General features: G+C 45.2%; 8 protein-coding genes and 1 other annotated feature (1 of these 9 cut by a window edge). Of the genes, 7 read left to right on the top strand and 1 reads right to left on the bottom strand.

Annotated features, from left to right (window positions below; all coding sequences use genetic code 11):
* Positions 1 to 311 precede the first annotated feature (311 nt).
* The 5 genes from ACYQ4S_RS04660 (at position 312) to ACYQ4S_RS04680 (ending at position 7,790) form a co-directional block, all read left to right on the top strand.
* On the top strand, positions 312 to 2,672 hold the full coding sequence (locus tag ACYQ4S_RS04660; protein ID WP_459769664.1) for a DNA translocase FtsK: 2,361 nt from the start codon (positions 312 to 314) through the stop codon (positions 2,670 to 2,672).
* Between the two features lie 197 nt (positions 2,673 to 2,869).
* A complete protein-coding gene (locus ACYQ4S_RS04665; RefSeq protein WP_459769679.1) occupies positions 2,870 to 3,964 on the top strand; it encodes a BMP family lipoprotein in 1,095 nt (364 codons plus the stop codon).
* A gap of 226 nt (positions 3,965 to 4,190) precedes the next feature.
* Positions 4,191 to 5,774, top strand: a complete 1,584-nt coding sequence (locus ACYQ4S_RS04670; protein ID WP_346025553.1) for an ABC transporter ATP-binding protein — start codon at positions 4,191 to 4,193, stop codon at positions 5,772 to 5,774.
* Complete coding sequence (locus ACYQ4S_RS04675; RefSeq protein ID WP_428830634.1) at positions 5,761 to 6,831, top strand: ABC transporter permease; 1,071 nt, start codon at positions 5,761 to 5,763, stop codon at positions 6,829 to 6,831. Before ACYQ4S_RS04670 ends, ACYQ4S_RS04675 begins: the two co-directional genes overlap by 14 nt.
* Before the next feature lie 2 nt (positions 6,832 to 6,833).
* On the top strand, positions 6,834 to 7,790 hold the full coding sequence (locus ACYQ4S_RS04680) for an ABC transporter permease (RefSeq protein WP_346025551.1): 957 nt from the start codon (positions 6,834 to 6,836) through the stop codon (positions 7,788 to 7,790).
* 60 nt (positions 7,791 to 7,850) lie between these two features.
* Here the strand turns inward: ACYQ4S_RS04680 and ACYQ4S_RS04685 are convergent, their stop codons facing one another.
* Positions 7,851 to 8,414: a tRNA 5-(aminomethyl)-2-thiouridylate-methyltransferase MnmM gene (locus ACYQ4S_RS04685; protein WP_346025550.1), complete on the bottom strand. Its 564-nt coding sequence runs from the start codon at positions 8,412 to 8,414 to the stop codon at positions 7,851 to 7,853.
* Between the two features lie 210 nt (positions 8,415 to 8,624).
* Between ACYQ4S_RS04685 and ACYQ4S_RS04690 the strand changes: the two genes are divergently transcribed.
* Both ACYQ4S_RS04690 and nagE read left to right on the top strand, forming a co-directional pair.
* Positions 8,625 to 12,440 carry a LysM peptidoglycan-binding domain-containing protein gene (locus ACYQ4S_RS04690; protein ID WP_459769665.1) on the top strand — a complete coding sequence of 1,272 codons (3,816 nt, stop codon included), beginning with the start codon at positions 8,625 to 8,627 and terminating at the stop codon, positions 12,438 to 12,440.
* A gap of 184 nt (positions 12,441 to 12,624) precedes the next feature.
* The gene (nagE, locus tag ACYQ4S_RS04695; RefSeq protein ID WP_459769667.1) at positions 12,625 to 14,124 is read left to right on the top strand and encodes an N-acetylglucosamine-specific PTS transporter subunit IIBC; all 1,500 of its coding nucleotides are present in this window, start codon (positions 12,625 to 12,627) and stop codon (positions 14,122 to 14,124) included.
* Positions 14,125 to 14,168: 44 nt separating this feature from the next.
* Positions 14,169 to 14,254: a binding site (T-box leader), on the top strand; it runs 125 nt beyond the window's last position.

Below are 14,254 nucleotides of genomic sequence, written 5' to 3' on the forward strand. Positions count from 1 at the left end.
TTATCTTTACTGTGAATGAATAAACTGAATAATTTTTTAAAACGCGCATATGGGCGTTTCATTTGCATGGCTATTTTTAAACATAATTGCTAAAAATGAGGAATTAACGAATACAGGTTTTCTAATTACATGCAATAGTGGATATTTAGTGTAAAAAGGGTAAATTCAAAAATGATTAGCCGTCAGTAATGAAGTCATGAATCCTAAACGTGTCAAGTATAATGATCATAAAGAGTTATCCCCTGAGACTCCTACCTTAGCTGGATGATTCATGCTATAATGACACAGATATGAAAGAAAGGAGAACGGGAATGGCACGAACGAAAAAACGAGGCAGACCAAAGAAAAAGACCCACAAGGTGGCACCTGAACTTACTGGATTTATTCTATTTTTCACCAGCCTGCTGGCGCTTGGATCTTTTGGATTTGTCGGACGATTTATCACTAATGTATTCAGATTATTTGTAGGAGAAACCTATGCTTTTATGGCCATAATATTACTGGCGACCGGACTGTATCTGCTGCTGAAAGGCGAATGGCCAAGTTTCAAAGGTCCACGGACAAGAGGAGCGGCACTGCTCTACGTAGCCTGGCTTGTTTTTAATCACTCGAGATGGGTTCTGCCTGTCATCACTGATTCCACGAACAGTGTAACAGCTACCTGGCAGGCGATCTGGCCTCAGGTCACCAGCAACAGTATAGGTGGGTCAGTCGGAGGCGGAATGATCGGCGCAGTCTTCTTTGGAGCCAGCCATTTCTTATTTGCAATGGCGGGTACTTATATCATGATCGTTGCTCTTGTATTTGTGGGGATCATGACTTTCTTCCAGTTCTCATACAGAAATCTTTTTGAACGAATCAGAAAAGGCTTGAGAGTATTGTTCAACGGGTTGAATAACAGTGTAGGATCAGCCGTTTCTCATGTAAGTGATAGCCGAAAAAAACGCAGGAAGAAACCGAAAACTGCCAGAAAACCTAGGAAATCCAGACAGAAGAAAGAAGAAATTAAGGATCAGCCTGATTTGACAGATAATGTTGAGGAAACTACTCCAATCAACGAGTCAGCTGCATCAGAACATGAACAGACTACCCTTGAAATTGAAGGCTATCAGGAGATACAGGAGAAACTCCAAAGAAAAAACACAGATTCTCATCCTCCTTCAGAACCGGAAGATGGACAGGACGATGGCCCGGTGGAGTTTGAAATTGGAGAAGAGGAAAATGAAGCCTACAAACTTCCTCCGGTTACCTTACTGAATCAGATCGAAGCAATCGATCAGTCTGACGAATACACGATCATTCAGAAAAACGTCAAGAAGCTGGAAGAGACCTTTGAAAGTTTCGGGGTGAAAGCTAAAGTTACTAAAGCCAACCTTGGTCCGGCAGTAACGAAATATGAGATACAACCTGCAACGGGTGTGAAAGTAAGCAAAATTGTCGGGTTGTCAGACGATCTTGCGCTGGCACTTGCTGCTAAGGACATACGAATGGAAGCGCCGATTCCAGGAAAAGCGGTGATTGGTATTGAAGTTCCGAACTCTGAAGTCAGTACCGTATCGTTCAGAGACATTATAGAAGGACAGGTCAAGAATAAGGATAAACTCCTTGAAGTCCCATTAGGTAGGGATATAGCAGGAAACGTTGCTATGGCCGATCTGGCTAAAATGCCACACCTTCTGGTAGCTGGAGCAACGGGATCAGGTAAGTCGGTTGCAATCAACGGAGTAATTACGAGTCTCCTGCTTAAAGCTAAACCAAATGAACTTAAACTGATGATGATCGACCCGAAAATGGTTGAATTGAATGTCTATAATGGCATTCCGCATCTTCTGACACCGGTCGTGACGAATCCTAAGAAGGCTGCAGTTGCCCTTCAGAAAGTCGTTCAGGAAATGGAAAGACGATACGAATTATTTGCCGCAAGTGGGTCAAGAAACATGGAAGGCTACAATGCTTTTGTCAAACGTAAGAACGAAGAGAATAACGAAGGACTGCTGCCGCTGCCTTTTATCGTTGTGATCGTAGATGAGCTGGCAGACTTGATGATGGTGGCTTCCAATGAAGTTGAGGATTCAATTATCAGATTGGCCCAGATGGCACGAGCTGCAGGGATCCATATGATCCTGGCGACTCAGCGTCCGAGTGTGGACGTTATAACCGGAATAATCAAAGCCAATGTGCCGTCACGGATCGCGTTCGCCGTATCAAGTGGCACGGATTCCCGGACGATTCTTGACAGCAACGGGGCTGAGAAACTTCTGGGACGTGGAGACATGCTCTTCCAGCCGATGGGCGCCAATAAGGCGAACAGGGTACAGGGAGCCTTCATATCCGATGAGGAAGTCGAAGCTGTTGTAAGCTTCGTCAAGGACCAGCAGGAAGCGAATTATGTAGAAGAGATGATTCCAAAGGATGAGCCTCAAAAAAATACGGCTGACTCTGAAGACGATTTATATGACGAAGCTGTGTCGCTTGTAATAGAAATGCAAACTGCAAGCATATCACTGCTTCAGCGAAGGTTTAGAATTGGATATAACAGAGCTGCACGTATGGTGGATGAAATGGAAATGAATGGAATCGTCGGGCCTTCCGAAGGATCGAAACCCAGAGAAGTACTGGTATCAGGTGAACCTGCCGAAACACCTTCAGAACCTGTTGACCAGATAAGTTAAATGAAACCTCAATATGAAAGTTTTTTAATTATATTAGACATCAAATTCTAACTTTCCTTTTTGCTACGGGAGTGTTACTATAACCTTGAAAGGAGAGAGTGTTAGCGGAATCATTTGACGTGCCTATTAAATTCAAATGAGAAGCAGGTGCTCTTTTCTAAGGTGTAAAAAAATTTTAGGGGGAAACAATTGTGACAATGCTTAAATTGAGAACATTGCTGGCTTTAGGTACATCTGCTTTCGTACTGGCTGCCTGCCAGGGTCAGGATGCTGGAGACACAACTGACACGATTCAGGATGATACTGAAGATACTGGTGAAGAAACTGCGGATAACGGAGAAGATACAGAAGATATCGACTTCCGAATCGCTATGATTACTGATGAAGGTGGAGTTGACGACCGTTCATTCAACCAGTCCGCTTGGGAAGGTATGAAACAATGGGCTGACAATCTTGGATTAAGCGATGATCACATTGCTTACTACCAGTCAAATGACTCCTCTGATTTTGTTCCTAACTTGAATCAGGCTAATGCTGATGGTTACGACATTATTTACGGAATCGGATTTATGCTTCTTGACGCTGTCAACGATGTAGCTGATCAGAACCCTGACCAGTACTTCGGAATTGTCGATGACATTTCTGATCGTGACAACGTTGTGTCTCTAACTTTCCGTGACCATGAAGCGGCATTCCTTGCAGGAGTTGCAGCTGCTCAGACAACTGAAACAGGACGCGTCGGATTCATCGGGGGAATTGCGTCTCCAGTTATCGACCGTTTCGAAACAGGATTTACTGAAGGTGTTGCTTACGTAGATGATAGCATCGAAGTAGATGTGCAGTACGCTGAATCATTCTCAGACGCTGGTGTAGGACAACAGATCGCTGCTGGTATGTATGCAAATGGAGCAGATGTTATCTACCACGCTGCAGGAGCAGTTGGTAACGGTGTATTCACAGAAGCACGTAACCGTCTTGAATCAGATCCTGATTCTGAAATCTGGGTAATCGGTGTAGACCGTGACCAGGAAGAAGAAGGAAACTGGGATGGTGGAAACTTCACTCTGACATCAACACTTAAAGGTGTAGGTTCTGCAATTGAAATGTCTGCCAACCAGACAATTGAAGAAGGATTCCCAGGTGGAGAAAATATTGCTTACGGTATAGAAGAAGGAGGAGTTGACGTGACACGCGGAAACATGTCAGATGATGCATGGGCTGCTGTTGAAGAGGCACGTCAGGCTATCCTTGATGGAGAAATCGAAGTAACTGAATTCTCTGATTCTGAATAACAGATAAACGATTTTTAAACGAACTTGAATAGGCACAAGTGAATAGGTAAAGCGCTAGTCAACAGGCTGGCGCTTTTTATCTTCATTACCGAGTCCGACAGTTCGTTATTTAGTTAAGAAAATTATTACTAATTGTTTATCTGTGTTCAATTTACGAGGGTGTAAAAGTAAGGTATAATAAATAACTGTTAATATTAATTAAATGGAAGCGAAGGAGGGATCGGTTATGTCACAGACTAATAAGGTCATTGAAATGAAAGGCATTACAAAAGAGTTTGGAAATTTCAGAGCGAATGACAATATTCATCTGGACCTGAATAAGGGGGAAATCCACGCTCTGCTCGGAGAAAATGGTGCCGGAAAATCTACATTGATGAATATATTGTCTGGGTTACTGGAACCGACAGAAGGTGAAATTTGGGTGAAGGGTAATAAAGTTAACATCTCCTCACCGGATATAGCGAATCAGCTGGGTATTGGAATGGTGCATCAGCACTTTATGCTTGTAGATAAGTTTACGGTTACTGAAAATATTATGCTGGGTAAAGAAAAACACAGGTTTGGATTTATGGATCAGGATTCTGCAGAAAAGGAAGTACAGGAACTTTCTGATCGCTACGGACTTCGTGTGGATCCTAGAGCACGCATATCTGACATTTCAGTAGGTATGCAGCAGCGTGCTGAGATTCTGAAAACTTTGTATCGTGGTGCTGATATCCTTATTTTCGATGAACCGACTGGAGTACTGACACCTCAGGAGATCGAGGAACTCATGGAAATCATGGATTCTCTTGTAAAAGAAGGCAAGTCGATCATTCTGATTACTCACAAACTAGAGGAGATCAAGCAGGTAGCCGATCGCTGTACCGTCATCAGACGCGGAAAGAGTATCGATACTGTAGACGTAGCCTCGACCTCACAGCAGGAACTGGCTGATATGATGGTCGGACGTTCAGTATCGTTCAAAGTAGACAAGAAACCGGCAGCACCTAAAGGGCCAGTTCTGGAAATCAATAATCTGACAGTCAAGGAAGCTCGTGGGTATGATGCAGTTAAAGCCATCGATCTTGAAGTTAGGGCAGGTGAAGTGCTTGGGATAGCAGGAGTTGACGGAAATGGACAGTCCGAGCTTATGCAGGCGATTACTGGACTGACTAAGGTCGACTCCGGAACAATCAAACTGGACGGCAAGGATATCACAAACAAGAAACCACGCAAGATCACTGAGACTGGACTGGGACACATTCCGGAAGACAGACAACGTTATGGACTGGTTCTTCCAATGAAGCTGGAAGAGAATATGGCCCTTCAGACCTATTATCAGAAACCATTCAGCAAGCATGGATTCCTTAATCATAAAGAAATCAAAGAACATGCCAAGCGTCTGATCGAAGAATTTGACGTGCGTACGCCAAGTGAAGAGCATTCAGCTGCTTCTCTTTCAGGAGGTAACCAGCAGAAAGCTATCATCGCACGTGAAATTTACCGTGATCCTGAGCTGCTAATTGCAGCACAGCCGACTCGTGGACTTGACGTAGGAGCGATCGAGTATATTCACAAACGTCTGATCGAACAGCGTGATAACGGTAAAGGGGTTCTGCTCATGAGCTATGAACTGGACGAGGTCATGAATGTTTCTGACCGTATCGCTGTTATGTATGATGGAAATGTCATCGCCGTTGTCAATGCAGATGAAACTAATGAAAAAGAACTGGGTCTCTTGATGGCAGGTGTCTCACTAGAGAAGGCACATGAACAAGTGGCTGAGTCAAATGGAAAGGAGAAGGAGACCGTTGCTGACACAAAATAATAATCGCTTGAATAACTTAATGGTTCCGATCCTGTCCATCATTCTGGGAATTATTTTTGGGGCATTATTGATGCTTTTATTCGGATATAATCCACTAACTGCTTATCAGGCTATGCTTGAGGGCGTGTTTACAAGTCCATATTTCTTCGGAGAGGCGTTGAGACAGGCTACCATTCTGACTTTTACTGGGCTTGGGTTTGCGATTGCGTTTCAAGCCGGATTCTTCAACATAGGGATTGCAGGACAGCTGCTTGTCGGTTGGGTAAGTGCAATCTGGGTGGCATTGACCTTACCGGATCTTCCTAGAATTGTCCTGGTGACCTTAAGTCTTTTAGTAGGAATCGTTGCCGGAGCTATCTGGGCAGGTATCGCCGGAGCCTTACGTGCATATTTTGGAACAAGTGAAGTTGTCGTGACAATCATGCTTAACTACACAGCCCTCCACGTAACGAACTATCTGATCAGAAATGTTCTTTCTACAGGAAATACAACTGAACGTGTAGGTGAAAACGCAAGCCTGCGCATAGACTGGCTGACAAACTTGACAGCCGGATCTCGTCTGAATGTCGGATTCTTTATCGCTATCATAGTCGTTGCCCTTTACTGGGTATTCATGACGCAGACAACTGCCGGATTTGAAGTGAGAGCTGTTGGTCTGAATCCACATGCATCAAGCTATGCCGGAATGAGCGCAGCTAAGAACATTATTTTATCCATGGTCCTCAGTGGGGCACTTGCTGGACTAGGTGGAGCTATTCACGGTCTGGGAACTTTCGGAAACATCTTTACACAAAGTGGACTTCCTCACGTCGGCTTCAACGGAATAGCAGTAGCACTTCTGGGACTGGGTAATCCAGTCGGTATTTTCTTCTCATCCATTCTCTTCGGAGTACTGGATGTCGGAGCTGGTTTCCTGCCAAACCGTGCGGGTGTTCCGGATGAAATGGCAAGTATCGTTATTGCCGCGATTATATTCTTTGTAGGGGCTAACTACCTGATCCGTCTGATCATGGGTAAACTGCAGTCAAATAAACAAGCGACAGAAGGAGGAGAATAGGCATGGACATTATACAGCTACTGCAACTTATTGTATCCAGTTCTTTAATGTTTGCCGCTCCCTTGATTTTAACAGCACTTGGAGGGACCTTCTCTGAGCGTGGTGGAGTAGTAAACATCGGACTTGAGGGCATCATGGTTATGGGTGCTTTCATGTCAGCTATTTTTAACATTCAATTTTTCGGTACTTTCGGTAATATGACTCCCTGGGTCGGACTTCTAGCCGGCGGGGTCATTGGTCTTCTATTCTCAATTCTTCATGCTGTAGCGACGATCAACTTGAGAGCAGATCATATCGTTTCAGGTACAGTAATCAATCTGGCTGCTCCAGCACTTGCGGTCTTCCTGACTCGTGCCATTTTCGGTGCAGCTCAGACCGGTCCGCTTCCAAGAGCATTCGGTCGATCAAACATCTTCCTGCTGCACCGTATTCCAGTTATCGGGCCGATTTTTTTCCGTAATACTTCCGGACCGGCCTATCTTGGAATCATCATTGCAGTGATTGCATGGTTCATCTTATTCAAGACTCGTTTCGGACTTCGTCTACGTTCTGTAGGTGAACACCCGCACGCAGCTGAAACACTGGGGATCAAAGTGTACACTATGAAATATGCCGGCGTACTGATTTCTGGTTTCTTAGGCGGAATGGGTGGAGCAATTCAGGCACAGGCGATTCATAATGAATTTGGTATCTTAACTGTTGCCGGTCAAGGATTTATCGCGATGGCAGCTATGATTTTCGGTAAGTGGAATCCACTTGGAGCTATGGGAGCAGCTATATTCTTCGGTTTTGCTCAAAGCCTGGCTCGTATCGGAAACCATATTCCAATTATTCAGGATATTCCTAATATCTGGCTGCAAGTTCTTCCGTTCCTTCTGACAATCCTAGTTCTTGTTGGTGTTGTCGGACGCGCAGAAGCACCAGCAGCAATCGGTAAAACATATATTAAATCTAAATAACCGGTTAAACGACAGAAGCCCGGAATCTTCAGGTTACATACTGAGGATTCCGGGCTTTTATTATTTCTTTTCAATTGCCAGTAGGAAGGGCGGCGAGTTTTTCTGATTAATGAAAGCATACTGCAGCACGTCATAGGACTTCTGCGGAAGGGATTGAGCAAAGGACAGGACCGCTTCTTTCTCTTCAGCACCGCCCTCATGGCCGTAGTAGATCATGATCAGGATAAGACCACCCGGTTTTAAAAGCGGCAGCACTTTACTCAGTGATTCGATCGTTGTATCAGGTGAAGTGACGATCGATTTGTCTCCTTTTGGTAGATAACCGAGATTGTAGACAGCTGCTGCAATCGAAGACTCCTTTATTGAAAATGAATCGACTAGTTCATGGCCGGCTTCTATCAATTGAACACGCTGATTTAGGTCAGCCTCAATCAATCTATTTTTGGTAGCGGAAATGGCATCCCTCTGTATATCAAACCCGATTACCGTGCCTTCAGGGCCGACAATTTTTGCCAGCAGAAGCGTATCGTTGCCGTTACCAACTGTGGCATCAATGACAGTGTCTCCTTCTTCAACAGACTGGTAGAGTAAGGTGTGAGTGAATTTTAATGCTGATTGTAACATGAAACAAACCTCCATAAGTATAAATTCTAATGAATGATCAAGGATCACTCTATACAAAAATGCTTTTCTGATTGTTGATACAAGCAACTTATACAGTATATTACAATAGTATAACAAAGTAAAAATCGTCATAGATATTATTTCTCTTCTGTCCGACTAAATGTATAATATAGGGACGATAACTTTTTCCAAAAAAGAGGAGGAAATTTAATGACAAAACACATCTCAATGCCTCTTGCCCCTGAAAATATAAAGGGGATCAGAAAATCAGTTGCATTTTCATCAAGTCTATTAGCAGGCGTTGTAGCCCTAGGTTCCTTAACACAATCAGTTGAAGCACAGGAAATCGATAAGGATCAGGCTTTTCTTCAAAATCTATATGAACAGTATACAGCTTTAGAACTTTCAAATGAAGATTCTTCCCAAGCTTCTTTAGAACAGGACGATGAGTCAGATAATGACTCTTCAGAAGCAACACCCGTATCAGACGAAGAAACAGATTACATAAAGGCCCAGCTGACAAGAATGATTGAACTGGCTGGAGGAGAAAGTGTTCTTGAACAATTGGACTCAGAACATTTGACTACTGAGCAGCTGGACTCGATCTTCAATGCACTGATCGAAAAGCAGCTGAATGACATTCAGGATAGTGAAGAGACAGTACATGAGAATGACATAAGTGAAGCAGTTTCATTAGCTGCGGAATCCTTAACAGAAAGCGATGACTCGGTGGCTGACACAGCAGAAGAGCCAGCTCTGTTGACTGCTGCAGCTGCAGATGATTCAACTGAACAGGATGAATTATCTGAAACTACTGAAGAAGCAGGTGGAAAACTTGCTGCTGAGGATTTATCTGAAAGTACCGTTCAGGACCAGGATTCCGAGTCTCCGGCTGAAACTGTAGCAGAAGAGGCGGAAGTAGAAAATCCGGTATTAGAGACTCCAGTAACTGACAAACTAGAACCAGAGACTTCTAAAACCGAAACACCAAAAACTGAAGCACCGAAGACTAATTTAAAAGAAACAGCTCCTGCACCTGAAGAAGCGATCGTATATGTCGTCAAGTCCGGCGACACGCTGAACCGTATTGCTCAGACATATAATACGACAACTGCTAAGCTCGCCAGTCTGAATAATCTGACTAACATCAACCTTCTGTCTGTGGGACAAGTTCTAGCCATCAATGAAGCAGGGGTTGCCCAGGCGAAGAACAGTCAGCCGTCAAATTCATCTAATCCTGGGAACCTGCATCAGACAAACACGCCTGCACCTGAAACAGCGATTGTATATGTCGTCAAGTCCGGCGACACGCTGAACCGTATTGCTCAGACATATAATACGACAACTGCTAAGCTCGCCAGTCTGAATAATCTGACTAACATCAACCGTCTGTCTGTGGGACAAGTTCTAGCCATCAATGAAGCAGGGGTTGCCCAGGCGAAGAGCAGTCAGCCGTCAAATTCATCTAATCCTGGGAACCTGCATCAGACAAACACGCCTGCAGCATTTATCAATCAGATTGCTGGATTTGCTCAGGAGATTGCATCTAAAAATGGCTTGTATGCGTCTGTCATGATAGCCCAGGCCAGTCTTGAATCAGGCTTTGGACGAAGCAGCCTGTCTGCACCGCCGAACCACAATCTATTTGGAATTAAAGGAAGCTACAATGGTCAGTCAGTAGCCATGCAGACGAGAGAATATTATTCACATACTGGATGGATCACGATAACCGATCACTTCAAAAAGTATCCGAGTTATGTAGAATCACTGCAGGACTATGCACGTCTGCTAAGAAACGGGACGAGCTGGAATCCACAGTTCTATTCCGGGACATGGGTCGAAAGAACAAACAGCTATCGTGATGCAACGGCATGGCTGCAGGGAAGGTATGCAACGGATCCGACTTATGCGAATAAGTTGAACAATCTGATCCAGCTTTATGATCTGACACGATTTGATGTACCAGTCTCTGGAGGCAACAGACCTACGCCTGTACCATCCAATCCGGCTCCATCCAATCCTTCAAATCCATTTAAGGAAACCACGACTTATACTGTCGTTAGAGGAGATACGTTAAGCAAAATCGCACGTGACTTTAAAACGACGGTTCAGGCTTTGAAGACAGCGAATAATCTGAGCAGTGACTTGATTTTCGTGAATCAGAAACTGACCGTGCCTAAACTTGAAACAGCGCAACCTGCGCCAGAACAGCCAAAAGAAGAAGCGAAACCAGATACCTCCAAGCCTGAAGACTCCGGTAACCAGGGTGAAACACCAGCTCCTGATGCGATCAGACCGGAAACTGGAAGTGGAATCTATACGGTTGTAAGGGGAGATACCTTAACCAAGATTGCCCGAGAATTCAGTACGACAGTTCAGGCGATCAGAGAAACAAACAATTTAAGTGGAGATCTGATTTTCATCAATCAGCGTTTGACGATACCGGGTAAAGCAGCAGAAACTGTACCAGTGACTCCGCCAGTCAGTCAGTCTGATACTCAGAGCAAGTCTGTTACGGTCCAAAGAGGAGACACGCTGTCTCAACTGGCCCGTACACATAATACAACTGTCGCTGCTTTGAAATCTGCGAACAAGCTCCTGTCAGATACCATTTATGTCGGGCAGGTTCTGCTTGTACCAGGAACATCTGGACAGGGAGAAAGCACTGTACCTGCACCGAGTCCGGATGCTGCGGTTCCCGAAAAAGGTACTACATCATATACGGTTAAATCTGGAGATACACTATCAGGAATAGCCAGAACGTACAAGACAACTGTCGCTCAGCTTAGAACGTTGAATAAGCTGAACAGTGATCTAATCAGAATAGGTCAGCAGCTGCTGGTTCCATCTGATGATACACCGACTGTGCCCGCACCTCAGCAGCCTGAGAAACCGACTGCGGCGACTACTTATACAGTCGTAAGCGGTGATACATTGAGTAGAATCGCAAGAGATCACCAGACGACTGTCTCACGCCTGATGTCTGACAACAAGCTGACCAGTGACCGTATTTTTGTCGGCCAGCGTCTGACTGTCAACGGGACAGCTCAGGATCAGAACACTCGTCCAGAGAACCAGACCAGTCCGTCACCTGCTGTATGGGACTATGTCGTCAAGGCAGGAGATACGTTAAGTCAGATTGCCCGTACACACGGCACTACGGTGAGTGCACTGAGCCAGCTTAACAGTCTGACTGATAGTAACCGTCTGTCAGTTGGTCAGGTCCTCAAGGTAAGTGGCACACAGCAGTCACAACCTGTGACTCAGACACCTGCTGCACCTGTTCAGGATAATGATAAGACAGTCAGCACAATTTATACGGTAAAATCGGGAGATACCTTAAGTGGCATTGCCCGTCAGTTCAAGACGACCGTTGCTCAGTTAAGAGAATGGAATGCGATTGAAAACGCAGACCGCCTATCTGTCGGTCAGAAACTGACGATTAAAGGCTCAACTGATTCTACTGCACCAACCTCGCCTGCTGGAAATCAGAATCAGGGAGGCACATACACGGTAAAAGCTGGAGATACACTCTCACACATTGCTCGAGAGTTCCAGACCACAGTGAATCAGTTACGTGAGCTGAACAATCTGACTAATGCGGACCGCATCTTTGTCGGCCAGACCTTACGTACAGGAGGATCAACTTCTGTCAGCACGCCGACTGTTCAGACACCAGCGCCAGCAAATAATCAGTCCAGACCTAATGACCGCTCCTATGTGATTAAGGCAGGTGACACCCTTTCAGCTATAGCGAGAGCTCAGAACGTGACGATCAGTCAGCTGAGAGAGTGGAACAACCTGACGAGTGACATTATTTTCGTTGGTCAGACATTAGTAGTGCGCGGTGAGCAGACAAGCGAGACGGCTCCTCAGCCCACTCAGTCAGTCCATACTGTTTCTGCTGGAGAAACATTGTCTCATATTGCAAGAGAGTACAAACTGACTGTACGGGAACTGAAAGAAATGAACAATCTAACTACAGACCTTATCTTTGTCAATCAGCAATTGAGGACAGCCAAGTAACATGTACCCCTTTTCACGGGCCGAAAAAGCCCCTGTGAAAAGGGGTTTTTAAATATTATGTTATATATTTTGTTGCTAAATGATAGAGCTTACTATATAATGAAAGCGACATCTTCTTTAATCATTTCCGAAGCATTTATCATCCTTTTAAAGAAGGTGATCACTGTAAAAAGGAGTGGGACAAATGAAGTATCTACAACGTATAGGCCGATCCTTGATGCTGCCTGTGGCGGTCTTACCTGCAGCAGCTATTCTGATGGGTATCGGGTATTGGATCGATCCGAGCGGTTGGGGTGGAGAAAGCCAGATTGCGGCTTTCCTGATCAGCGCAGGAGCATCCCTTATCAATAACATGGGTATACTGTTTGCGATAGGGGTAGCCTTAGGCATGTCCAGGGACAAGAACGGGTCGGCTGCTCTGAGCGGTCTGGTCGGCTGGCTTGTGACAACGACCATGCTTAGTCCGGATACCGTCGCTCAGCTTCAGCAGATCGATGTGGAAGAAGTGAACATGGCTTTCGACAGTATCGAAACGCAGTTTATCGGTATCCTTGTCGGTATTATTGCAGCGGTCATTTATAATAAATTCAGTGGAGTCAAGCTTCCTCAAGCTCTGGCATTTTTCAGTGGAAGACGTCTTCCGCCGATTATCACTGCAGTAGCCTCACTAGTCTTGTCAGGTATACTGATGTTTGTCTGGCCACCAGTCTTCGGTCTGCTCGTTGACTTTGGAACATTCATCAGTGGTCTGGGAGCCTTTGGAGCCGGGTTATATGGGTTCTTTAACAGGCTGCTGATTCCGACGGGTCTTCACCATGCTTTAAATGCAGTATTCTGGTTCGATCTGATTGGAATTAATGACATTCAGAATTTCTGGGAAGGAACAGGAGTAGTGGGGGTGACAGGCATGTACCAGGCCGGTTATTTCCCTGTCATGATGTTCGGACTGCCTGCCGGTGGTCTGGCTATGTATCAGATGGCTGATTCAGACCAGAAGAAACGGGTCGGCTCATTGATGCTGGCCGCAGGATTTGCAACGTTCTTTACAGGCGTGACAGAACCGTTGGAGTTTGCCTTCATGTTCGTCGCACCTTTGTTATTTGTAATACATGCCCTGCTGACAGGTCTTTCTATGTTTATTGCGGCGACATTTAACTGGACAGCCGGCTTCGGTTTCAGTGCAGGGTTTGTCGATGGCGTACTCAGCTTCAGGCTGCCGATGGCCAATCAGCCGTATATGCTGATCGTTCAGGGACTAGTATTTGCGGTCATCTATTATTTCGCTTTCCTTTGGGCCATAAAAACATTCAATCTGAAAACCCCAGGTAGAGGAGAAGAAGTGGCACTTGATGAAGGAGAAGTATCAGAAGGACCGACACCTCCTGCCGCGCCGACAGCCAACCAGGGGAGAGACAGAGATCCTGCCTTGTCTGCTGACGACAATGAGTATCGGAGAAAGGCGGAAATCATTCTCGACGGCCTGGGTGGTCAGGATAATATTGCCTCTCTGGACTATTGTGCTACACGCCTGAGGCTGGAGATAAACGACATGAACAAGGTAAACGAAAATAGAATCAAGCAGGCAAACGTACCAGGACTGAGAAAAACAGGTCGAAACACCATGCAGGTCGTTGTCGGAACGGATGTGGAATTCGTAGCGAACGAAATGGAAAAATTAAAATAAGATTGCGCATTCCCTGAGGCTTTGGTAGAATAAGTGGAAAGATAAGAAAAACAGTGCACAGGAGTAGTAAGTGTCTCTTTCTTCCAGAGAGTGTATGGGTGGTGAAAATACACAGAAAGACAGCTGAACT

The sequence above is a fragment of the Alkalibacterium sp. s-m-28 genome (genome assembly GCF_054658175.1).